At 61.2% G+C, this 22,454-nt stretch carries 27 protein-coding genes; 16 read left to right on the top strand and 11 right to left on the bottom strand.

What is annotated here, in order from left to right:
- Positions 1 to 14: 14 nt before the first annotated feature.
- The 7 genes from L0U79_RS17005 to L0U79_RS17035 form a co-directional block, all read right to left on the bottom strand.
- A complete protein-coding gene (locus L0U79_RS17005; protein WP_233843412.1) occupies positions 15 to 353 on the bottom strand; it encodes a VOC family protein in 339 nt (112 codons plus the stop codon).
- Between the two features lie 27 nt (positions 354 to 380).
- Positions 381 to 695 (bottom strand): hypothetical protein, encoded by a 315-nt coding sequence (locus L0U79_RS17010; RefSeq protein WP_233843413.1) that lies wholly within the window; start codon positions 693 to 695, stop codon positions 381 to 383.
- A 38-nt stretch (positions 696 to 733) separates the two neighbouring features.
- Complete coding sequence (locus L0U79_RS17015; protein WP_233843414.1) at positions 734 to 1,132, bottom strand: VOC family protein; 399 nt, start codon at positions 1,130 to 1,132, stop codon at positions 734 to 736.
- Positions 1,133 to 1,161: 29 nt separating this feature from the next.
- On the bottom strand, positions 1,162 to 1,857 hold the full coding sequence (gene hda / locus L0U79_RS17020) for a DnaA regulatory inactivator Hda (protein WP_233843415.1): 696 nt from the start codon (positions 1,855 to 1,857) through the stop codon (positions 1,162 to 1,164).
- On the bottom strand, positions 1,854 to 3,008 hold the full coding sequence (locus tag L0U79_RS17025) for an AI-2E family transporter (protein ID WP_233843416.1): 1,155 nt from the start codon (positions 3,006 to 3,008) through the stop codon (positions 1,854 to 1,856). The genes hda and L0U79_RS17025 overlap by 4 nt, the downstream gene beginning before the upstream one ends.
- Before the next feature lie 87 nt (positions 3,009 to 3,095).
- A complete protein-coding gene (locus L0U79_RS17030) occupies positions 3,096 to 3,674 on the bottom strand; it encodes a CDP-alcohol phosphatidyltransferase family protein (protein ID WP_233843417.1) in 579 nt (192 codons plus the stop codon).
- A gap of 4 nt (positions 3,675 to 3,678) precedes the next feature.
- On the bottom strand, positions 3,679 to 4,671 hold the full coding sequence (locus tag L0U79_RS17035) for a DUF2066 domain-containing protein (RefSeq protein WP_233843418.1): 993 nt from the start codon (positions 4,669 to 4,671) through the stop codon (positions 3,679 to 3,681).
- A 97-nt stretch (positions 4,672 to 4,768) separates the two neighbouring features.
- Between L0U79_RS17035 and purM the strand changes: the two genes are divergently transcribed.
- From purM to L0U79_RS17050, 3 genes are all read left to right on the top strand, one after another.
- The gene (purM, locus tag L0U79_RS17040) at positions 4,769 to 5,797 is read left to right on the top strand and encodes a phosphoribosylformylglycinamidine cyclo-ligase (RefSeq protein WP_233843419.1); all 1,029 of its coding nucleotides are present in this window, start codon (positions 4,769 to 4,771) and stop codon (positions 5,795 to 5,797) included.
- Positions 5,798 to 5,892: 95 nt separating this feature from the next.
- On the top strand, positions 5,893 to 6,555 hold the full coding sequence (gene purN / locus L0U79_RS17045; RefSeq protein WP_233843420.1) for a phosphoribosylglycinamide formyltransferase: 663 nt from the start codon (positions 5,893 to 5,895) through the stop codon (positions 6,553 to 6,555).
- A gap of 42 nt (positions 6,556 to 6,597) precedes the next feature.
- Positions 6,598 to 7,305, top strand: a complete 708-nt coding sequence (locus tag L0U79_RS17050; RefSeq protein WP_233843421.1) for a DUF3108 domain-containing protein — start codon at positions 6,598 to 6,600, stop codon at positions 7,303 to 7,305.
- 48 nt (positions 7,306 to 7,353) lie between these two features.
- Here L0U79_RS17050 and murA read toward each other — a convergent pair whose 3' ends face one another.
- Both murA and L0U79_RS17060 read right to left on the bottom strand, forming a co-directional pair.
- On the bottom strand, positions 7,354 to 8,613 hold the full coding sequence (gene murA, locus L0U79_RS17055; protein ID WP_233843422.1) for a UDP-N-acetylglucosamine 1-carboxyvinyltransferase: 1,260 nt from the start codon (positions 8,611 to 8,613) through the stop codon (positions 7,354 to 7,356).
- Between the two features lie 46 nt (positions 8,614 to 8,659).
- Entirely contained in the window at positions 8,660 to 8,899 is a 240-nt protein-coding gene (locus tag L0U79_RS17060; RefSeq protein ID WP_233843423.1) for a BolA/IbaG family iron-sulfur metabolism protein, read from the bottom strand.
- Between the two features lie 166 nt (positions 8,900 to 9,065).
- Here L0U79_RS17060 and L0U79_RS17065 point away from each other — a divergent pair, with 166 nt between their 5' ends.
- The 12 genes from L0U79_RS17065 (at position 9,066) to ptsP (ending at position 19,646) form a co-directional block, all read left to right on the top strand.
- On the top strand, positions 9,066 to 10,076 hold the full coding sequence (locus L0U79_RS17065) for a KpsF/GutQ family sugar-phosphate isomerase (protein ID WP_233843424.1): 1,011 nt from the start codon (positions 9,066 to 9,068) through the stop codon (positions 10,074 to 10,076).
- A gap of 16 nt (positions 10,077 to 10,092) precedes the next feature.
- On the top strand, positions 10,093 to 10,635 hold the full coding sequence (locus tag L0U79_RS17070; RefSeq protein ID WP_233843425.1) for an HAD family hydrolase: 543 nt from the start codon (positions 10,093 to 10,095) through the stop codon (positions 10,633 to 10,635).
- Positions 10,632 to 11,294: an LPS export ABC transporter periplasmic protein LptC gene (gene lptC / locus L0U79_RS17075; protein ID WP_233843426.1), complete on the top strand. Its 663-nt coding sequence runs from the start codon at positions 10,632 to 10,634 to the stop codon at positions 11,292 to 11,294. The genes L0U79_RS17070 and lptC overlap by 4 nt, the downstream gene beginning before the upstream one ends.
- Entirely contained in the window at positions 11,260 to 11,853 is a 594-nt protein-coding gene (lptA, locus tag L0U79_RS17080; RefSeq protein ID WP_233843427.1) for a lipopolysaccharide transport periplasmic protein LptA, read from the top strand. The genes lptC and lptA overlap by 35 nt, the downstream gene beginning before the upstream one ends.
- A gap of 9 nt (positions 11,854 to 11,862) precedes the next feature.
- Positions 11,863 to 12,582, top strand: a complete 720-nt coding sequence (lptB, locus tag L0U79_RS17085; RefSeq protein ID WP_233843428.1) for an LPS export ABC transporter ATP-binding protein — start codon at positions 11,863 to 11,865, stop codon at positions 12,580 to 12,582.
- A 410-nt stretch (positions 12,583 to 12,992) separates the two neighbouring features.
- Complete coding sequence (locus L0U79_RS17090; RefSeq protein WP_233843429.1) at positions 12,993 to 14,465, top strand: RNA polymerase factor sigma-54; 1,473 nt, start codon at positions 12,993 to 12,995, stop codon at positions 14,463 to 14,465.
- 174 nt (positions 14,466 to 14,639) lie between these two features.
- The gene (gene raiA, locus L0U79_RS17095; RefSeq protein WP_233843430.1) at positions 14,640 to 14,963 is read left to right on the top strand and encodes a ribosome-associated translation inhibitor RaiA; all 324 of its coding nucleotides are present in this window, start codon (positions 14,640 to 14,642) and stop codon (positions 14,961 to 14,963) included.
- Positions 14,964 to 15,228: 265 nt separating this feature from the next.
- Positions 15,229 to 16,179: an HPr(Ser) kinase/phosphatase gene (hprK, locus tag L0U79_RS17100; protein WP_255682813.1), complete on the top strand. Its 951-nt coding sequence runs from the start codon at positions 15,229 to 15,231 to the stop codon at positions 16,177 to 16,179.
- A 4-nt stretch (positions 16,180 to 16,183) separates the two neighbouring features.
- The gene (gene rapZ / locus L0U79_RS17105) at positions 16,184 to 17,083 is read left to right on the top strand and encodes an RNase adapter RapZ (protein ID WP_233843431.1); all 900 of its coding nucleotides are present in this window, start codon (positions 16,184 to 16,186) and stop codon (positions 17,081 to 17,083) included.
- A 43-nt stretch (positions 17,084 to 17,126) separates the two neighbouring features.
- Positions 17,127 to 17,519, top strand: a complete 393-nt coding sequence (locus L0U79_RS17110; protein ID WP_126673254.1) for a PTS fructose IIA subunit family protein — start codon at positions 17,127 to 17,129, stop codon at positions 17,517 to 17,519.
- Positions 17,512 to 17,781 (top strand): HPr family phosphocarrier protein, encoded by a 270-nt coding sequence (locus L0U79_RS17115; protein WP_233843432.1) that lies wholly within the window; start codon positions 17,512 to 17,514, stop codon positions 17,779 to 17,781. The genes L0U79_RS17110 and L0U79_RS17115 overlap by 8 nt, the downstream gene beginning before the upstream one ends.
- A gap of 122 nt (positions 17,782 to 17,903) precedes the next feature.
- Positions 17,904 to 19,646 carry a phosphoenolpyruvate--protein phosphotransferase gene (gene ptsP, locus L0U79_RS17120; protein ID WP_233843433.1) on the top strand — a complete coding sequence of 581 codons (1,743 nt, stop codon included), beginning with the start codon at positions 17,904 to 17,906 and terminating at the stop codon, positions 19,644 to 19,646.
- A 57-nt stretch (positions 19,647 to 19,703) separates the two neighbouring features.
- Here the strand turns inward: ptsP and L0U79_RS17125 are convergent, their stop codons facing one another.
- The gene (locus tag L0U79_RS17125; protein WP_233843434.1) at positions 19,704 to 20,588 is read right to left on the bottom strand and encodes a LysR substrate-binding domain-containing protein; all 885 of its coding nucleotides are present in this window, start codon (positions 20,586 to 20,588) and stop codon (positions 19,704 to 19,706) included.
- A 90-nt stretch (positions 20,589 to 20,678) separates the two neighbouring features.
- Between L0U79_RS17125 and L0U79_RS17130 the strand changes: the two genes are divergently transcribed.
- Positions 20,679 to 21,716, top strand: a complete 1,038-nt coding sequence (locus tag L0U79_RS17130; RefSeq protein WP_233843435.1) for a putative sulfate exporter family transporter — start codon at positions 20,679 to 20,681, stop codon at positions 21,714 to 21,716.
- 4 nt (positions 21,717 to 21,720) lie between these two features.
- On the opposite strand, the gene tsaB is transcribed toward L0U79_RS17130, so the two are convergent.
- Positions 21,721 to 22,407 carry a tRNA (adenosine(37)-N6)-threonylcarbamoyltransferase complex dimerization subunit type 1 TsaB gene (gene tsaB, locus L0U79_RS17135; RefSeq protein WP_233843436.1) on the bottom strand — a complete coding sequence of 229 codons (687 nt, stop codon included), beginning with the start codon at positions 22,405 to 22,407 and terminating at the stop codon, positions 21,721 to 21,723.
- Positions 22,408 to 22,454: the final 47 nt, after the last annotated feature.

Genomic DNA, 22,454 nt, shown 5'->3' on the forward strand with positions numbered 1-22,454 from the left:
CAGGCGCTTTTTTATCAGGGCGACGAATCGCGCAAACCGAGATTGAACGTCATGCCGAACGGATCGCGAAGATAACAGCGCGGAACGGCGGGGTCTTCTTCGATCAACGTGCATCCGGAAGCGAGCAAAGCCTGTTTCGTTGCCTGCACGTTCTGCACCAGAAAATCGAAAACTGGTCCATGTGCTTCGCCTTTTTCTACGTAAAGGCGAAACGAGCCGGTTTCGAATCCCATCATGGTGTCGCTGCGATACACCACCTCGAAGCCCAAGGTCGATGTGTAAAACGCGATGGCCGCAGGCCAATCGTCAGTGCGGATGATGATGTCGCGCGAGGAACGAATGGAAGCTGTCATGTCGATCACTCCTTGAGCGCAATGCGCTCAGTGCGATGCTTGTTCCGCGACCACGTCGAAGTGCTGCACTTCAGGCTCGAATTCCAGCAGAAACCCCGAGTCTTCCGGGTAATACTTCGCGCTCAGAATATCGTCGCCGGCGAAAGCGCGTATCGCCTCCTCGGACGACCAATGCGTAACGGTGAGGAAATGCGAAACATCGCCGTCGTCGCGTCGCAGAATTGCGACATCGATATTGCCGGAAACCGAACGGTAATCGGAAATCGCGCGGTCCTTCAGGAATATCGCGTATTCGTCGGCGCGCTCGCGCGATGTTCGGCCATGCCAGATACGGCAGATCATGCGAATTACCTTGTTGAAGAGATGCAGCGTTCCCTAAATCAGTTGGGCAAGTTGAGTTGCCACGATACGCCGAATCGATCGTTGACCCATCCGAATTTTTTGCTGAACCCGTAGTTGTTCAGCGGCATCAGCTCCTTGCCGTCCGCCGCCAGTTGCGCAAAGGCGTGATCCAGATCGGATTCGTCATCCAATTCGATAAACAGCGACATCGACGGCGTGAAGGTAAAGCCATGCTCGATCGGACTGTCCGAGCAATAGAAAGGTCGCCCACACAGCGTAAAGGAAGCGATTTTTATCGATCCCTCTGGGCCGGATTCGCCCGCGCGGTAACGCAAAATCGAATCGATATGCGAGCCGTCGAACAGCGATACATAAAACGTCATCGCTTCTTCGGCGGCGCCTTCAAACATCAGGAACGGGGTGATGGTCTTGGCCATGCATCGACTCCTCGCGCTAATGCGTTGTCCTAGGAACTTTCACGCAGCAAACCTCGTAAAAACGGCACCGTCACGCGGCGCTGAGCCGCTAGCGACGCTTGATCCAATCGGTCGAGCAGATCGAACAATGCACCCAGATCGCGTGCATAACGCGCGAACAGCCAATCGAGCACGGAGTCGTCCAGTTCGATGCCGCGCACGGCGGCTTGGCGCTTGAGAACTTCGCGGCGTTCGTCGTCGTCCAACGGTTTCAACACGAATTGCGTGCACGCGCCGAGGCGAGAGCGCAGATCGGGCAGCGTCAGCGCAAGTTGTGTCGGCACCGCTTCGGCGGTAAAAATAAGCGCAGTGCCTTCAGCACGTGCGCGATTGTAAACATCGAACAAGGCGTGCTCGGCGTCGCGGCTGCCCGCAAGCGCATCGAGATCGTCCAGCGCGATAAATTGGCTGCCCACCACGCCACGAATAACGGCGGCATGATCGCTCAATTTCTTCAACGGCAGATACTGCACGGTGCGCCCTGCTTCGTGCGCGGCCTGACACGCGGCCATCAGCAAATGACTCTTACCGCTGCTGGCGGCACCGCTCAAATACAGCCATGGCGCCCCGGATTGCGTAGCCAGCGTTTGCACGGCCGCTAACGCGGGCGCGTTGACTCCCGCGTGGAAATGCTCGAAACGCTGGCGACGCGGCCAGCGCAATCCCAACGGAAGCTGTGCCGTCATGGTTTGCTACTGTCTTTGACGACTTCGACATGTGCGCCGTTTTCAGACTTCGAATCCACCACCACGTCGACTTCCGCAATTACGGTGTCGGGCGCACCTTCCTCCGTATAAAGGTCGCTTTGCTGGTAACGCTGCGCGAGATAACGCAGCAGCACCAGAATCACCGAAGCCGCAGGCAACGCAAGCAGCACACCGAGAAATCCGAACAGATACCCTCCGGCCAGCACCGAAAAAATCACGGCGACCGGATGCAGGCCGATTTTTTCGCCGACCAATCGCGGAACCAGGATGTAGCCTTCAAGCAATTGACCGACGACGAAAACACCGACCACCAGCAACACATGCGTCCAATCGCCATGCTGCACTAACGCCGCGATGATCGCCGCGACAAAGCCGGTGATAAAACCAAGATACGGCACGAAACTGAGCAAACCGGCCACCATGCCGATCAGCGGACCGACTGAAATGCCCACCAGCGTCAACGCCACGCCGTAGTAGATGGCGAGCGCCAGCATCACCAGCAATTGCCCGCGCACGAACGCACCGAGCACGGCGTCGGATTCGCGCGCCAGATGCGCCACGGTTGGTTCGACCGAACGCGGCAACATGCGATCGATCCACGCAACCAGGCGATCCCAATCGCGCAGCAGATAAAACCACACCACCGGAATCAGCACGAGATTCGTCAACCACGCCACCACGCCGATGCCGGAGCGCGAAAGCGTGCCGATCACGCTGCCGATGGAACCGATATGTTCCTTGATCTGCGCCATCAGGCGATCGGTATCGAAAGCCTTGGGATCCAGATGCAACTTGGCCTGCAACCATGGCAACGCCGTGTCCTTGGCCCATTCCACGTAGCGCGGAAAGTTGAGCACCAGATTTTCGATCTGGCGCACGATCAAAGGCACCAGCAACAGCAGCGCCGCAGCGATCACCAGAATCAACACCACGAACACGATGCTCACGGCGAGCGAGCGTCCCAAACCCAGGCGCTCCAGACGATTGGCCAGCGGATCGCCCAGATACGCCAGCATCGCGGCGACGGCAAACGGCATGAGCACAGGCGCGAGCAACCACACCAGCAACCCGATGGCTACGATGATCGCCAGCATCTGCCAGCGGCGGGATGTCTCTTGGCTTATGGACACGAAGAATTTGCCGTTGGTGGGAGAGCAGTGAAAGTGTGGCCCATGTAGCGGGCCGTTCAAAGTCTTGCGCGTGAACGCAATCGCACGCTACCGAGATCGAAACGCCAACCAGGCCCGGCGTGACCAACGGACCACGTAATCCAGGCCGCTCGCCGCGCAAAGCACTGCCACCAGCCACACGAACCAACGTGCGGGTGGCGCCGGCCATTGCGCCAGCATCAGCAGCACGGCCAATAGGTACACGATCTGCATCAATGTGCAGGCTTTCGAAAGCAGACTCGGATGCGGCTCGATCGGGCCAATCAACATTCGCCAGAACAGCGCGCCGGTGGCGATCACCACGTCGCGCCCGCAAACGAGCCAAGCGAGCCAAACCGGCGCAAACCCAAGCCACGCCAAAATCACGAAACAACTGATTAGCAGCAACTTGTCGGCGATCGCGTCGAGCATGCCGCCGAGCCGACTTTGCCAGCCGAAATGACGCGCGAGAAAACCGTCCACGCCATCCGACACGCCCGCCACAGCAACCAAAATCAGCGCGGATGACCAGCGCTCATGCCACAGCAGCCAGCAGATGGGCGCCACGAGCAACACCCGCAACAACGAGATGGCATTGGGCAAATGCCGCCAGGGCGATCGCGACGCAAGCGGCATCGCCACGGCCATGACATCAATGCAGCCAGCGCAGGCTTGCGTCCGCGCCGTCGTGAGAGCTGCCTTCCATCATGCGGCCGCCCGCCGTGAGATTGGCGACCAGCCCGTCCAGCGGCATGCCGGCTTTGACGGCGAACAGCACACCATCGTCCTGCGCGCCCAGCGTGGTGATGGTTTGCACAGAAGGATCGGCATGCAGGGTGGACAACAAGTTGGCGTAATCCATCGCCGAATGCAGACCCGACACCCACAACTTTGCGTTGATCTGGCTGGAGCCGATCACGTTGAGCGCCTGACCCAGACGATCCGTCGCGCCTTTGCCCGCATCGGCGAACAGGCCGTTTTGATCGTTGCCTTGCGCGGCCCAGTGTTGCGCCTGGCCGCCGCTGATCAGCGTCCAGTCGGCACCGTTCGCATGAAGATCGCCGATCAGCACCAGACCGGTGTGATAAATGCGGCTGATCGCCGAGAGCGCGGCGGGATCGGCCGAAGCAAGCTTGCCGAGATCCGGCAGCTGCGCAGGATCGCCGTAGCTCACCTGATAGCCGTGCTGACTGATTGCGCTGCTGAGCGCGCCCAATCCGTCCTTTCCAAGCACCTTGCCGTCGCTCCCTTTCACCACCACCAGCAACGGTGGCTTGACGCCCGCGGATGTGGCGCCCAGCTGCGTCACGAGCCGCTGCACCGCGCCCTGATCGAAGCTGACGTTGAGCGTGAAGGTAGGCGGATTGCCGCCGTTACCCTGGTACTGGAACTGCTTCACGATGCCGGCCGCGTTTTGCATGGCTTCGGGATAGCCGCTCTTGGCGCTAAGGTCCTGACCGCCCGACACGCGCACAAGCACCTGCCCCAGCGCTGTCTGGAAGGCCTGATTGCGTTGCGCCGCGCTGGTGTCGGTCACTGGCACGAGGACGGTGTAGGGGGAGGTCGTCTGGCTCCGGGCGACTGGGAGCAGCCCCAGCACCAGACCAAACAGCGAAGTTGCGATCAGCAGGCGTGAAAGACGCATGAGTGGGCCATGTTCAGACTTGGGGGATCGAACAAAAGTCTGCCCAATCCGACCCCCAACGTCTATCATTGGACGTTTCTTCAACGTCAGGTTGGCCATGTCCGACGCCCTCACCTACCGCGCCGCAGGCGTGGACATCGATGCCGGCAATGCCGTGGTCGAACGCATCAAGCCGCTCGTCAAGCGCACTTTCCGGCCCGAAGTCATGGGCGGCCTGGGCGGTTTTGGCGGCCTGTTCAATCTCGGCACCCGCTTTAAAGAGCCCGTGCTGGTGTCGGGCACGGATGGCGTGGGTACCAAGCTCAAGCTGGCGCAACAATTGAACCGTCATGACACGATCGGCATCGATCTTGTCGGCATGTGCGTGAACGATGTGCTGGTGCAAGGCGCCGAGCCGTTGTTCTTCCTGGATTACTTCGCCACCGGTAAGCTGGACGTGGACACCACCGTCGCCGTGGTCGGCGGCATCGCGAAAGGTTGCGAACTGGCCGGTTGCGCCCTGATCGGCGGCGAAACGGCGGAGATGCCGGACATGTATCCGCCGGGCGAATACGACCTGGCTGGCTTCACCGTCGGTGCGGTGGAAAAAGATGCCTTGATGAGCGGCGACAGCATCGTCGGGGGCGACGTCGTCCTTGGCGTCGCATCGTCCGGTCCGCACTCGAACGGTTACTCGCTGGTGCGCAAGATCGTCGAACGCGCAGGCAGCCCGTTGGATCTGGACGTGGGCGGCGTAAAACTCGCCGACGCGCTGATGGCGCCCACCACCATCTACGTGAAGGCCATGCTGGACCTGCTGAAATCCGTGCCTGTGCACGGCATGGCGCATATCACCGGCGGCGGCCTGAAAGAAAACATTATCCGCGTCGTGCCCGATGGTCTTGGCTTGCAACTCGATGCATCCGCCATCGTGTTGCCGCCTGTGTTCGATTGGCTGATGCGCGAAGGCAATGTGGCGCGCGAAGAAATGTGGCGCACGTTCAACTGCGGCGTGGGCTTCACCGTGTTGTTGCCGCGCGATGCCGTGAGCGCTGCGTCCGCGTTGCTGAAGAAGCACGGTTTGGCTAGCTCGGTGATCGGCGAAGTCGTGCCCGCCAAGGGCGACGAACGCGTACATATCGGCTGATTGCGAAAAACCGCTTTCAGACGCTGACACCGTCGCAAGATTTGCCCCTCACCCCAGCCCTCTCCCCATAGGGGAGAGGGAGTAAATAAAACGCCATGTCATCACCGCTTCGCATCGCAGTACTCGCCTCCGGACGCGGCAGCAATTTCGCTGCGCTGCTGGCGGCGCGCGAGCGCGGCGAATTGGCGGTCGAGTTTGTGCTTGTCGCCAGCGACAAAGCGGATGCCACCGTGCTTGCGCTGGCGCAAACCGCAGGCATTCCCACGCTTGTACTCAATCCACGCGATTACGCGGAACGCCGCGACTACGACATCGCATTGTTCGATCGCATTGCGGTCAGCAAACCGGATTTGATCGTGCTCGCCGGCTTTATGCGCATCATCGACGGCGATGCGTTGAAACCGTGGGCCGGAAAGATGATCAATATTCATCCTTCGCTGTTGCCCAAATATCGCGGCATGCATACGCATCGTCGCGCACTGAAAGCGGGCGATGCCGAACACGGCGCCAGCGTGCACTACGTGACGGCCGAACTCGACGGCGGTCCTGTCATCGCGCAAGTAACGCTTGCGATCGAATCGGGCGACACCGAAGACACGCTCGCCGGCAAGCTGCTTCCGCTGGAACACCGCCTGCTTCCTGCCGTGGTTGCGTGCATTGCCGACGACCGGCTTGCGCTTGGCGATCAAGGCATTGCCTTCGACGGCGAGCTGCTTCGCAAACCTTTGCTGTGGACCGGCGGAAAACTGGTTCGCTGACCGCCATCGAACGTTCAGAATTCCGGCGTACACTGCCGACCCATGCGCACACTCAACCCTGCTCGCTCTGTTCTCGCCGGCCTCGCGTTGGCCGTCCTCACCACATCCGCGTTTGCCGCTCAGCCGACGCCGTTCACCGCGACGTATCAAGTCTCGCGCGAAGGCGAAGCGATGGGCGAAGCGACCATTACACTGAAATCGCTGGGCAACGGCGAATTCGAATACAGCAACCAGATTCACGGAACGTCCGGTTTGGCCGCGATGCTCGGCGCCAACTCCAGCGACGTTACACGCTTTCGCTGGAACAACAACGCACCCGAAACCGAAACCTACTCGTCCAAGGTTTCTGCGCTGAAAACCAAGCAACGCACGATGCAAGTGGATTGGAATACCAAGCAAGTCAGCGTGGACGAAGGCAAAGGCGTTACCAATTACGCCGCCGCGCCGGGCATGGTGGATCGAAACACGATGTCGTATGCGCTTGGTTTGGCGCTGCGCGCCGGCAATCAGAACGTAACGCTGCCCGTGGGCGTCAAACAGCGCGTTGAACAGCAACAGTTCAAAGTGCAAGGCACCGAAGCGGTCGATGTGCCAGCAGGCAAGTTCCAAGCGGAGCGCGTCTCGCGCACCGATTCGGACAAACACTTCGACGCGTGGTACGTGCCCAAGCAATATCCGTTGCCGGTAAAGATCGCGCAGAGCGATGGCGGCAATCTGACGTTGCAGCTCGTGCATTACAGCACGCCATAACGCTTTTGCTCGTCATCCCAGCGAAAGCTGGGATGACGATATGAAACATTACGTGGGAAGGCGACGAATCTTCGCGCCCAACGTGCTGAGCTTCTCTTCGATGTTCTCGTAGCCGCGATCGATGTGATACACGCGATCCACCGTGGTATCGCCTTCGGCCACCAAGCCGGCCAGCACCAGACACGCGGATGCGCGCAAATCGGTGGCCATGATCGGCGCGCCGCTCATCTTGTTCACGCCTTGGATGATCGCGGTGTTGCCTTCCAGGCGAATATCCGCGCCAAGACGCTGCAGCTCGTGCGCGTGCATAAAGCGATTTTCGAAGACGGTCTCGGTGATGATGCCCACGCCTTCGGCCACGCAATTGAGTGCAGTGAATTGCGCTTGCATGTCCGTGGGAAACGCCGGGTATGGCGCGGTGGTGATGTTCACCGCCTTCGGGCGACGGCCGTGCATATCCAGTTCGATCCAATCCGGACCCGTGGCGATATGCGCGCCGGCTTCTTCGAGTTTCACCAGCACCGCATCGAGTGTGTTGGCGCGCGCGTTGCGCGCACGCACCTTGCCGCCGGTCATCGCTGCACCGACCAGGAAGGTGCCGGTTTCGATGCGATCGGGCAGTACTTCGTAATGCCCGCCGTGCAGGCGTTCCACGCCGTGGATCACCAGCGTCGACGTGCCCGCGCCTTCGATTTGCGCACCGAGCGCATTGAGGCAGTTGGCGAGGTCCACCACTTCCGGTTCCTGCGCCGCGTTGTCGATGATGCTGGTGCCGTTGGCGAGCACGGCCGCCATCATCACGTTTTCGGTGCCGGTGACGGTGACCATGTCCATCACGATGCGCGCGCCTTTCAGACGCTTGGCGCGCGCTTTGATGTAGCCGTTCTCGACGTCGATCTCCGCGCCCAGCGCCTGCAGGCCGCGAATGTGCTGATCCACCGGGCGCGAGCCGATCTGGCAACCACCAGGCAGCGAGACCTCGGCCTGACCAAAGCGCGCGACCAGCGGCCCCAGCACCAGGATCGACGCGCGCATGGTTTTCACCAGCTCGTACGGAGCGAAATAGCGATCAGCCGGGCGCGGATCCACCTGGATCTTCATGCGATCGTCCAGCACCAACTGCACGCCCATCTGGCCGAGCAGTTCCATGGTGGTGGTGACGTCGTGCAGATGCGGCACGTTGCTGATCGTGACCGGCTCGTCGGCCAGCAGGCAGGAAGCGAGAATGGGCAGCACGGCGTTCTTGGCGCCGGAAATACCCACTTCACCGCGTAGCGGCTCGCCGCCGCTGATCAGGATTTTGGCCATCGAGGGTCCTTAAATAAATGCGAGGCCGGAGCTGACTGCGCCGCCGTTATCGGCGCGCAGCGACTTCTTCCGGCGTCAATGTCTTGAGCGCGAGCGCGTGGATCGCGCCCCCCATGAGGTCGCCCAACGTGGCGTACACGAGACGGTGGCGCGCTAGGGGCAATTTGCCCGCAAACTGCGCGGCCACCACTTCGGCCTCGAAGTGCACGCCGTCGTCACCCTGCACGCTCGCCTTGGCGCCCGGCAGGCCGGTTTCGATCATTGCCTGGATGCTGGCTGCGTCCATCGGTTACCCATTTACTAAAATACTGAACGCCCACCGCCGGCCAGTTCAGGGCGAGCCATTGGCGTCGGGCATCAAGATAGAATGCGAATATGCCATGTTAATGGAAATCCGCTGTCGCAGAAACGACATCACTGTCGATTCCCTGTCCAGCTGCCCCTGAGGACGCATGAACGCACCCATCACCAAAGCCAAATCCACCCGGGTGGATGCCGCCGCCATCGTGCGCAGCGCGCGCACGGTCATCGCCACCGAGGCGGCCGCCATTCGGGCCCTGGAGCCGCGCGTCGACCAGACCTTTGTCGACGCCTGCCGGCTGATTCTGGGCTGCAAAGGGCGCGTGGTCGTCACCGGCATGGGTAAATCCGGGCATGTGGGGCGCAAGATCGCCGCGACCTTGGCCTCGACCGGCACGCCGGCCTTCTTCGTGCATCCCGGCGAAGCCAGCCATGGCGATCTGGGGATGATCCTGCCGCAGGACGTGGTGCTGGCCTTGTCCAACTCGGGCGAGACCGACGAAATTCTCTTCATCCTGCCCGTGATCAAGCGCCAGGGCATTCCGCTGATCGCCATCACCGGCAATCCGGAATCGTCCCTCGCCGGCCAGGCCGACGTGCATCTGGACGCCGGCATTTCCGCCGAAGCCTGCCCGCTTGGTCTGGCCCCGACCGCGAGCACCACAGCCGCCCTGGTCATGGGCGACGCGCTGGCCATCGCCCTGCTGGAAGCGCGCGGGTTTACCTCTGAAGACTTCGCGCGTTCTCACCCGGCGGGCAGCCTTGGGCGCCGGTTGCTGCTGCACATCAGCGATGTGATGCACACCGGCACGGGCATCCCGACGATCTCCCCCGACGCCAGCCTGACCGAAGCACTGATGGAAATGACCCGCAAACATTTGGGCATGACCGCCGTGGTCGACAACAACCAGCATTTGCTGGGTGTGTTCACCGACGGCGACTTGCGCCGCGCGCTCGACGACGATGGTGTCGATCTGCGCAGCGCGCGCGTCAGCGATTTGATGACGCGCGGCCCCAAGGTGATCGGCGCGGACAAGCTCGCCATCGAAGCGGCGCAGCTGATGGAGAAGTATCAGATTCACGCTTTGCTGGTGGTCGACGAAGCGCAACGCGTGGTCGGCGCCCTCAACATTCACGACCTGCTGCGCGCGCGCGTGGTCTGACGGAACACTTTATTCCATGGATTACCTTTCCAACCTGCCCGCCGACGTACTCGCTCGCGCCGCCAAGATTCGCCTGGCCGCGTTCGATGTCGACGGCACGCTTACCGACGGTCGCTTGTGGTACAGCGAAAGCGGCCACGAAACCAAGGTGTTTCACGTCCACGACGGCCTGGGTTTGAAGCGTCTCCAGGCACACGGTGTGCAGGTGGCCATCGTCAGCGCGCGTATCAGTCATCCGGTCGCGTTGCGCGCGGAAGAGTTGAACATCGCGCACGTCTATCAAGGTCAATCCGACAAGCGCGAATGCATGCGCCAGATCATGGAAGCGTTGAACCTGCAGCCGGAACATGTCGCATTCGTGGGCGATGATTTACCGGATCTGCCGGCGATGAGCGTCGCCGGCCTGGCGGTTGCCGTGGCGAATGCGCACCCTTGGGTGGCGCAACGCGCGCACTACCAGACACACCTTTCGGGCGGACAAGGCGCGGTGCGCGAAGTGTGCGATCTCATCCTGCACGCACAGAACAAAAGCCGCGCAGAACAGGAGCATTGGCAGTGAGTTTTCGCCAATACCTGCGCGACAACCGCATCAACGTCGCCATCGCGCTGCTCGCCATCGCTGCACCGGCCAGCTGGATGTTGCAGCGTTGGGTGGTCGGCGCGCCGCCGGTCAACGATTTCGTCGGGCCGCCGATTTCCGATTACGTGCTCTACAACTCCAAAGTTTGGAGCTACGACATCGACGGACTGCTGAGCATCAACATGACCTCGCCGCGCATCGATCGCCGCGCGGGCGACGAATCGCTGTATCTCAATTCGCCCGTGTTCGAACTTATTTCGAAAAAGCCCGGCGTGCCGAACTGGCAAGGCAACGCACCCTTCGGCCGGGTCAACAAGAGCGGCACGCAAGTCAATCTCGACGGTGCGGTTTACATGCACCGCCCTGCCTATGCGCAGGGTCCCATGGCAACATTATGTACCTCCAACGTCACCGGTTGGCCGAAGGAGAACCGCATGGAAACTGCGGATCCGGCCACCATGACGCAGGGCGCAAGCGTAATGAACGGCATCGGCATGCGTGCCAATCTCAACGAAAACCATCTGGAGTTGCTCCATGACGTGCACGGCACGCTTTATTCAAGCCAGAACAACGCTACGGCTAAGCCTCTTGATTGCCGGGCTCTTGCTTCTGCAACCGGCACTAGCAAAGCAGGATGACCGCAACCAGCCGATCCACGTGGTGCATGCGGACAGCTTCGACGGTTACAACCAGCCCAACACGATCAGCACCTTCACCGGCGCCGTGTTGATCACGCAGGGCACGATGAAACTCACCGGTCAGGTTGCGAAAATTTATACGGCGAAGGAAGACACGTCCGTCGATCACATCATCGTGACCGGCACGCCGCAAAAGCGTCCGCATATCGAGCAGATCGACGACAGCGGCAACCTGATGACCGGCGACGCCGATCAGCTTTACTACGACAACGTCAACGGCATCGCCATTCTCACTGGCAACGCCAACGTGCACCAACAGAACAAAGGCGACGCGCACGGCGCCAAGCTCACCTACAACACGCAAACCAGCTACATGGTCGGCGAAAGCAGCAGCAGCGGTCAGGTCACGATGACCTTCCTGCCGAAACAGAAGCCGCTGCCGCCGCCGAAGCATGGCGCGCCCGCTTCGACGCCGGCCACCAACGCTCCCGCCAAACCGGCATCGTCATCCAGCACCAAAGCGCCGGCGCCCGCCAGCAGCGCGCCGTCGAAGGGATAATCATTACTCATGCTTTCCGCAGAAGGTCTGCAAAAAAGTTTCCGCGCGCGCCAAGTGGTGCGCGATTTTGCGTTTTCGATTCGCCAGGGCGAAGTGGTGGGCCTGCTCGGTCCCAACGGCGCCGGTAAAACCACCTGCTTCTACATGATCGTGGGTTTGATCGAAGCCGACGCCGGCTCCATCAAACTCGACAAGCGCGACATCACTGGCCTTCCCATGCATGCGCGCGCCAAACTTGGCATCGGTTATTTGCCGCAGGAAGCGTCCGTTTTCCGTCGTCTCAGCGTCGCCGACAACATCATGGCGGTGCTGGAATTGCGCGAAGGCTTGGATCAACGCAAGCGCGATGCCGAATTGGAAAGCTTGCTCGACGAACTGAAAATCGCGCACATCGCGACGCAAAAAGGCATCAGCCTGTCGGGCGGCGAACGTCGCCGTGTTGAAATTGCACGCGCCCTCGCCGCGCAGCCGCGTTACATGTTGCTGGACGAACCGTTCGCGGGCGTCGACCCGATTTCAGTCGGCGAAATCCAACGCATCGTGCGACATCTGAAGGAGCGCGGGATCGGTGTGCTGATCACCGATCACAACGTGCGCGAAACCCTGGGCATTTGCGATCGCGCCTACATCATGAACGAGGGCGAGGTGCTCTCGCGCGGCACGCCGGCGCATATTCTGGCGGACGAGCGGGTTCGCGAAGTGTATCTGGGCCGCGAATTCCGTTTGTAATACTCCAACTTCGCCGTCCGCACAAGTTGCAATTTGCGCCGCTTCACACCCACGGCACGGGCAGGTATTTCCGGCCATAGCAACTATGGCCGACACTCCGTCTAAGGGTTAGGATGAGGCCAAGGGATGCGCTGACTCATTCTACGTTGGTGGCATGATGTCCAGAAGGCTTGCAGGATGTGTTGCGCGGCGCAGGGAAGACTGGCCGTCTTTTCAAGCCGCGCGACGCAGCCTGCGAGCCTTCTGGACATCACCCTTCGGGCCGGTCCTGTCTGTTCGCAGATCACAGGGCCATCGGCGAAGGCAGACTGGCCGTCTGTCGAGACGATGGACCGAAGAGATGCGAACAGACAGGACCGGTGACACCTACGTAGAATGAGTCAGCGCATCCCACAACCCTTTCGCCAGGCATGAAACCAGGGCTTCAGTTCCGTCTAAATCAACAGCTGGCTCTTACGCCACAACTGCAACAGGCCATTCGCCTGCTGCAATTGTCGCAACTGGAGCTGGCTGCCGAGTTGCGTCAACTTGCCGAGAGCAATCCGCTGCTCGAGTTCGCCGAAGATGCATCGGAAGAACAAGACGAAACCGAAACCGATGGCGAATTCGAAAACGAATTCGATGCGCCGGTAACCGTCAGCAGCGATTCGGCATCGGGCAGCGACGGCAACGACGAGGCGCCGGATTGGGCGGAACCGGAAATGAGTTCCGACGAGCCGATCGATTTTTCGTCGTCCAACGGCAGCGGTAATTCGAACAATCGCGACGACGAAGGCATGGAACCGCAGAATGCGGCGCCCGAGTCGCTGCAGGAACATCTGCTGTGGCAACTTAATCTCACACCGATGGATCCACGCGCCAAGGCCATCGCCACGGTGCTGATCGACGCGCTTAACACCGACGGTTATTTGGAAGAAGGTCTCGATGCGGTGCTCGCGGCGCTTCCTCCGCACCTGAAAGCCACTCTCGAAGAAGTGGAAGCCGTACGCCGCCGATTGCAGCACTTCGACCCTGCCGGCGTGGCGAGCATCGACCTTCCCGATTGTCTTCGCGCTCAGCTGGAGCAGTTCGCGCCCAGCACGCCGCATCGGGACCTGGCGTTGCGCATCGTCGAAAACGAATTGGAACTCTTGGCGCGCAACGACATGGCCAAGCTCGCTCGCCGCCTGCACGCGACCGAGGAAGAAACCACCGGCGCCGCCTTGCTTATCCGCAGCCTGGACCCGCGTCCCGGCGCGGCGATGGACACCACGCCCGTCGAATACGTGGCGCCCGACGTCTACGCCCGCAAGGACGGCACGCGCTGGCGCGTGCTCCTGAACCCGGACAGCCAACCCAAGCTCAGCCTCAACCAGCATTACTGCAGTCTTATCGCCCAGGCGCGCAGCGACGACGCCAGCTGGATGCGCGGTCAACTGCAGGAAGCGCGCTGGCTGATTAAGAGTTTGGAGTCTCGTGCCGAAACACTCCTAAAGGTCGCCGACGCCATCGTGAGACGGCAAAGCGCCTTTCTGGACTACGGTCCGGAAGCCATGCAGCCGTTAGTGCTGCGTGAAGTGGCCGAGGAGGTGGGTATGCATGAGTCGACGATTTCACGTGTAACGACCCGCAAATACATTCACACGCCGCGCGGCACCTACGAGCTGAAGTATTTCTTTTCCAGCGGCGTGTCCACCGAGGACGGCGGCAGCGCATCGGCTACCGCCATTCAAGCGATGCTGCGCAAGCTGGTCGACAACGAAGACCCGCGCAAGCCGCTGTCCGATCAGGCGCTCGCCGAAGAGTTGCACGGCAAAGGCATTCAGGTAGCGCGCCGTACGGTGGCGAAATACCGAGAAATTCTGCGCATTCCCAGTTCCAGCGAGCGACAACGCAGCAGTTGAAGTCCGCACGCCCGAAAAATTTTTTCAGGGAACTTGTGGCTTCATGGAACGATCCCATTTTCAGGAGTAAGGTTTATTCAAAGTCTCTAGCTTCACGGTGCAACGATTGTTTCACGGCAATCCGCGCATCGATCAACGCCGCCACTGGCGGCCAGCTCTAGAAGGAGGCGCACCATGCAATTCCAACTCAGTGGTCAAAAGATCGACGTCACTCCCGCCCTGCGCAATCACGTGACAACCAAGCTCGATCGATTGACTCGCCTCGATGACCGCATCGTAAGCCTGAGCGTCGTACTCTCGGTCGACAAGCTTCAGCAACGTGCCGAGGGAACCGTCAAAGTCGTGGGCAGTACGCTGCACGCCGAAGCCACCGAGAACGATATGTACGCCTCTATAGACAATCTCTTCGACAAACTCGTCGATCAGCTGCGCCGTTACCGTGAAAAGCTGTGCGACAAACATCAACGCGAAGTACGCGAAATCCGACAATACGGCTGACACGCCCAGCCGTACCTATCCCTCTCTCCGACCGGAGAGAGGGATAGAACAAAAGGCCGCAAGACTGGAAATCGATGGATCTCGCCCTTATTTAGAAACGATCCGAACTTCAGTCATCTCCAACCGCCGCAAGCTCCCATTTCTCCCCAAAATCCTCGCCCCATAGCGGGACACGAGGCGGCGAAGCGACCCTTCAAGCCACCAAACTGGCACAATGTTCCCGCCGCCGCCCCGATGAGGCAGCCCTGCGGCAAAGGGAACATCCTTGGAACGGCTTACCGCACGACAACTCTTCGACGATATCCACGAGCGCATGGCGCTCCGGTGGGTGGCGGGCATGCGCGGCGAAATGCGCGTGCTGGAATACGGCTCCACGCCGGCGCGCCGTCCGTCGCTGGTGGGTTATCTCAACGTTATTTACCCGAACAAAATCCAGATTGTCGGCACGGAAGAACTGAGTTTTCTCGACAGCCTGGATTCGCGCCAACGTTGGGAAGTGATCCACAAAGCAGCCGCCACGCATCCTGTCGCATTTATCGTCACTAAAGATCAACCGATTCCCGCCGACTTGCGCGAAGTCGCCGAGGAAACCGATACGCCGCTTTGGATCAGCTCCAAGCGCGGTCACGAATTGCTGACGTGGATGCAATATCACCTCGCGCGCACGATGGCGCCGCGTCTAACGTTGCACGGCGTGTTGCTGGAAGTGTTTTCCATCGGCGTGCTGATTACCGGCGAAGCGGGTTCCGGCAAAAGCGAACTGGCGCTGGAACTGATCAGTCGCGGCCATCGACTGGTTGCCGACGATGCGCCCGAATTCACGCTGATCGCGCCGGATGTAATCGACGGCGCCTGTCCGGAATTGCTGCAAGATCTGTTGGAAGTGCGCGGCCTGGGCGTGCTCAACGTGCGCGAGATGTTCGGCCACACGTCGGTAAAGACGTCGAAATACTTGCGCCTGGTCATTCACCTCAAACCATTGCGCGACGGCGAAAATACGGATGCGCTGACGCGCCTCACCGGCGATGTCGGCCATCGCGAAATTTTCGATGTAAAGATGCCGATGATTACGTTGCCGGTCGCGCCCGGCCGCAACCTGGCGGTACTGGTCGAAGCGGCTGTGCGCAGCCATATGTTAAAGAGCAAGGGCATCGATCCTGCGACGAGCTTTATGGACCGCCAAGCCCATCAGATGCGCCGGCTCCCACCGTGGTGACCCCATGAGTCAATCTCAATACGAAGGCCTTATTTCCAACGACGATCCGAACGCCATTCATCTGGTCGTGCTTACCGGCATGTCCGGCGGCGGCAAAACGGTGGCGCTGCGCGCGCTGGAAGATCTCGAGTTCTACTGCGTCGACAACCTGCCGAGCGCGTTGCTGCCGCAGTTGGTCGAAGCGGCGACACGCGGCGACAGTCATCGTCGCCGCATCGCCGTCGGCGTGGATGTTCGAAATCGCGACGAAGATTTCCAACACATGCCCAAGGTGCTCTCGGCGCTCGCCAACACCGTGCAGGTGCATTTGATCTTTATCGATTGCAGCGATGCAGTGCTGACCAAGCGCTTCTCCGAAACGCGACGCCGACATCCGCTAGCCACGCGCGGCAGATCGTTGGCCGACGCGATCGCCGAAGAACGCAGGTTGTTGCGCCCGTTAATGGCGATCGCCGAGCGCGTGATCGATTCCAGCGATTTAAACGTGCACCAATTGCGTCGCTTTATCGCGACCGGTTACGCGCAAACCACGGCCGGCCTTACGTTGATGTTTCAGTCGTTCGCGTTCCGTCGCGGATTGCCGCTGGATTCCGATTTCGTGTTCGACGCCCGCTGCCTGCCCAACCCACATTGGGAACCGACGCTGCGCCCGCTATCCGGCAAGGACGGCCCGGTGCGCGAGTTCCTCGAACGGCAACCTTTGGTCGCCGAATACGAGGCCGACACGGCGCGCTGGCTCGACGCGTGGCTGCCGCGCTTCGAGGCGGACGATCGCAGTTACGTCACCATCTCCATCGGTTGCACCGGCGGACGTCACCGTTCGGTGTATCTGGTCGAAAAACTTGCAGCGCACTATCGCGCGACCCGCGAAGGCGTTCTCACATTCCATCGCGAACTTGAGTGATGTTTATGTTGTCTCTAACAAGCCTCTTTGAAGCCGCCGTGTCATGACCGTCGGCGTGCTTCTGATGACCCACGAGTCGGTTGGCCAGGCGCTGGTGAAAGCCGCACGTCACGTGCTGCCAAAACTGCCGCTGCGAGTCGCCACCGTGGAAGTGCCGGCGCGAGCCGATCCGGATGTCATGCGCACGCTGACTGCCAAGCATGCGCGCGAGCTGGATCACGGCGATGGCGTGCTGGTGTTGGCGGATCTGTATGGCGCGACGCCCTGCAATATCGGGCTGTCGCTGAGTACGGTGGGTGTAAGGCTGCGTTGTGTTTCAGGATTGAACCTACCCATGCTGCTGCGCGTACTCAATTACGCCGACAAGCCGCTGGACGAACTTGCGGAAATAGCGGCCAGCGGCGGTCGCGGAGGAATCTTCATCGATCATGCTTGAAAAAGATATTGTCGTCACCAACAAACTGGGCTTGCATGCCCGCGCATCGGCAAAGCTGGTGCAACTCGTGCAAAGTTTCAAATCCACCGTGTGGTTGATCAGCAAAGGCCGCGAAGTCAACGCACAGAGCATCATGGGCGTGATGATGTTGGCAGCGGGCATCGGCACGCCGCTCACGGTTCGCGCAGACGGTCCCGACGAATCGGCCGCGCTCAATGCGGTGGTGGAACTGTTCGATCGCAAATTCGACGAAGGCGCTTGAATGAAGCAAGGAACAAGGAACCAGGAACGGGAAAACTCGCGGCCGCAGCGTGACGCACGCCTGCGCGGCATCGATATTCTCCGTTCCCCGTTGCTTGTTTCCGTCGTTGCGGGAGGACGCCGATGAGGCAAATCCTGTCCGGCACGATGGCCTCTCGCGGCATGACCCTGGGACGCGCCCGCCTGGTTCAACCCAGCCGTTACCTGGTCGACACGCGCCCGTTGAACGAAGACGAAGTCTCGTCCGAACTCGAACATCTGCATAAAGCGCTCGACACCGCGCGACAAGAATTGCGCGAGCTGCGCGGAAAACTGCACGGCGCGTTGGCGCGCGAAGTCAACGAATTCATCGACGCGCACAGTCTGCTGCTCGACGATGCGGAGCTGCTGCGCGGCCTCGACGAGATGATCACCATCGGCCGCTATCGCGCCGGCGCGGCGCTGAAGAAGCAACGCGATCGACTCGCGGGCGTATTCAGCGCGATGGACGATCCGTATCTGCGCAGCCGCATGGAAGACGTCGACCAGGTAATCGGTCGCGTGATCTCCGCGTTGCAACGGCAAACCAGCGTGGAAGAACGCAAACTCGCCGCGCGCGTCGGCGAAATTCTCGTCGCCGACACGATTGCGCCGGCCGATATGGCGCACCTGGCCGGCCACGGTTTGCTCGGCGTCATCACCAGTTCCGGCAGCCCGTATTCGCACAGCGCAATTCTCGCGCGCAGCCTCAACCTACCGATGCTGGTGGGTACGCGCGATGCGCTCTCCACCATTCACGACGACGACCTGATTCTGGTCGACACCGAGCACGGCGAAGCGGTCGTGCACCCTACCGCGCAGGATCTCGCGCGTTATCGCGCATGGCAGCGCGCGGCGATCCTGGAGGGACGCCGCCTCGCCAGTCTGGCGAACGCGCCGACTCGTACGCGCGATGGCGTGGACGTGCGCTTGCTGGCGAATGCCGAGTCGCCGGGCGATGTCGCGCTTGCGCGCTCGCGTGGCGCCGATGGCGTGGGCTTGTATCGCACCGAATTTCTGTTTCTGCAGCACAAAGGGCTGCCATCGGAAGACGAGCAATTCAACGCCTATCGCGACGTTGTGCTCGGCATGGGCGGCGCACCGGTCACGATCCGCACGCTCGATCTGGGCGCCGATAAAGCGGATGCGGCCGGACTTGCCATTCGCGGCGAGGAAAACCCCGCACTCGGCGTGCGCGGCGTGCGGCTTTCGCTTCGTCACCCTGCGGTGTTCACGACGCAGATTCGCGCCATCCTGCGCGCTGCCTGCTACGGCCCGGTACGCGTACTCGTACCGATGGTGACGCAGCCGGATGAGCTGATCGCCGTGCGAACGTTGTTCAAGCTCGCGCGACAAGAACTCAAGCGCGAGAACGTCGATCTACCCGAAAAACTTCCGCTCGGCGCGATGATCGAAGTGCCCGCCGCCGCGATCAACGTGCGCGCGCTGCTCGAACATTCGGACTTCCTCGCTATCGGCACCAACGATCTGGCGCAATACGTGCTCGCCGCCGACCGCGGCAACGACGCGTTGGAAAATATCTACAACCCGCTGCAGCCCGCGCTGCTGCGTCTCTTGTCGCATGTGATCTCGGCCGGCCGTCGTGCCGGCAAACCGGTAAGTTTGTGCGGTGAAATCGGCGGCGACGAGAACTTCACCGCCCTGCTGTTGGCCTTGGGATTGTGCGAATTCAGCATGCATCCGAGCCGCATTCTGCATGTGCGCGATCGTCTGGCGACGCTCGATCACGCCAAACTCCGGAGTTACGCGCCGCGCATCATTCGCGCGCATACGCATGAAGAAGCGGAATCGCTGATCGCTTCGATTACGGACAACTGCTGCCACTAGCGATTTGCCCCCTCCCCTACTGCACGTAGGGGAGGGAGCAGTGGTGCAAACGATGTGTTAGCCGCCACTCACCGACTGCAGAAAAACATCGAGCGCCGCGCCTCGATATTTTTCCCGATGCAACAAGATCGACAACTTGCGTTGCAGATCGAGGAACGGGGTTTTCAACGCCACCAAACAACCCGTCGCCAACGCATCCGTCACCGCCACTTCCGGCAAACATGCGATGCCCAATCCGGCTTTTACCGCCTGCTTGATCGCTTCGATCTGATCCAGCTCCATCACAGTTTCGCCGGCAGGCAACTGCGCAAGCGCACGCTCGGTCGTCGCGCGCGTGGCGGAACCCGGTTCGCGCACGACCCAGCGCGCGCCGGCGAAATGCTCGGGTTTCAGGTGGCGTTTTTTGGCCAGAGGATGATCCGGCGGCGCGCAAACCAACAGCGCATCGTCGCGCCACGGTCGCACTTCCAGCAGCGGATGCATGACCGGGCCTTCGACGCAGCCGACGTCGAGGCTGTGGTCGAGTACGGCTGCGGCGATATCGTCGGTGTTAGCAACGCGCAAGCGGATGGCGACCTGCGGATAGGCGCGCACGAAGTCTCCCAGCAATTCGCCGACGCGATAGTTGCCAACGGTGTTGCTGGCGCCGATGCGCAATTCGCCCGCGAGCGCCAATGTTTTCCCGGTCGCGCGACGGCCGAACTCCGCGTGCCGCTCCAGCAGTTCCTGCGCCAGCGGCAACAATTCGCGCCCGCGTGCATTAAGGCGCAATCGCCCGCGTTCGCGATCGAAGACGGGGGCGTCGAGCTGCCGCTCCATTTCCGCCAGCGCCATGCTGGCCGCCGGCTGGGTGAGGTGGAGTCGCTCCGAAGCGGCGCGCACGCTGCCATGCAGGGCGATCTGAACGAATACATCGAGCTGACGGAGGCTGACGTTGATCATCAGCCAATCTTATAGCTTTGATTAGATATTTCAAATTTTCCTAATACATGACGAAACGGACAATAGGTGCATCCCACCGGATCGCCAGCCATGAACGCCATCCCGCTCCACTTTGCCGCCCCCACTCTTCGCATCCGCGCCTCGGGTCTGGCGCTGGCTTTCGCGATTGCCCTTGCGGCCTGGTGGCTGGGTCGCTTCGTGCCGCTGATCGGCGGCCCGGTGTTCGGCATCGTCATCGGCATCGTGGTGCGCAATGTGTTTGCGCCTGGCGAGCGCTTCAATCCGGGCATCCAGTTCGCCAGCAAGCAGATTCTGCAGTGGTCGATCATCGCGCTCGGTTTCGGGCTGAGCCTCACCCAGGTCGCCAAGACCGGACTGGAATCGCTTTCGGTCACCGTGGTGACCATGACCGTCGCTTTCGTCACCGCGTTCGCGCTTGGCCGTTTGATGAAAGTGCACGACAAATTGCAGGTGCTGATCGGCGTGGGCACGGCGATTTGCGGCGGATCGGCCATTGCGGCCGTCACGCCGATCATCAAGCCGGACGATCACGACACCGCGTTTGCGATCTCCACCATCTTCCTGTTCAACATCGTCGCCGTGCTGCTGTTCCCGCTGCTCGGGCATGCGCTTCACCTGTCCGATCTCGGTTTCGGACTGTGGGCCGGCACCGCGATCAACGACACCTCATCCGTCGTTGCAGCGGGTTACAGCTACAGCACTGCGGCCGGCGATTACGCCACCATCGTGAAGCTGACGCGCGCCACGCTGATCATTCCGATCTGCCTGGTGCTCGCCATCGTCGTAGCCATGCGCGAAAAGCGCGCAGCGAAGCACGCCGGCGTCGCCAGCGATTTCAGCCTGGGCCGCATCTTTCCCTGGTTCATCCTGTGGTTCTTGGTGGCCTCGGCCATTCGCACGATGGGCTTCGTGCCGGTAGCGATTCAACCGGCGATCCACGTGGCGGCGGAATTCATGATCATCGTCGCGCTCACCGCGATCGGCCTATCGGCCAACTTGCGCAAGATGGCGTCGACGGGCGTGCGTCCGATTCTGCTTGGACTGGGTGTGTGGGCGGCGGTGTCGATCAGCAGCTTGCTCGTGCAATTGACGATCGGGCAGCTCTGACGTTTCAGCGACCCTGCTCTTCCAACGTCAATGCCACTTTGTCGCGCAGATAGACAGGGAGCGCATGCTCCGGCGCCACCGCCCGACCGGCCTTGAATTCGCGAACGGCAAGCGTCGCCACATGTTTGGCCTGCGGAAAGCAGGCACCATCGGCGGAGCGCGGCGCCGAACCTAATCGGCTACGCAACGCATCGTGATAGGTCGCCCAACCCGTGCCGACCACGTTCCACGCATCGAGGTTCGGCAGAATCAGCGAATCGGCGGTGCTGACACGCTCGTCGTCCAGCGCGATCAAACCGCCCTCGTCGTCGCGTCGATAGCTGGCCGCGTAAATTTCGCCCATGCGCGCATCGATCACGGCGAGAATCGCCGCATCGTCTTCCGGCGCTTCCAGCGCCAGCGCGGCCAGCGACGAAACGGTCACGACAGGACGATCCAACGCCATCGCCATGCCCTGCGCCAGCGATACCGCCAGCCGCACACCGGTGAACGCGCCGGGTCCACGCCCTACGGCAATCGCATCCAGTGCGTGCTTGCCGATGCCGGCCTCGGCGAGCAACTCATCCGCCATCGGCAGCACGCGTTCGGCCTGGCGGCGAGGCGCCAGCTCGGTGCGGGCAATCACGGTTTCGCCGTGCACAAGGGCCACGGAACAGGCTTCGGTGGCGGTTTCGAGGGCTAGGAGATTCATCGCGTCATTCTCGCATAGGCCCGCGCTTTGGCAGGCCCGCACCCTCC

Source organism: Dyella sp. 2HG41-7 (assembly GCF_021390675.1).
Classification (GTDB): Bacteria; Pseudomonadota; Gammaproteobacteria; order Xanthomonadales; family Rhodanobacteraceae; genus Dyella_B.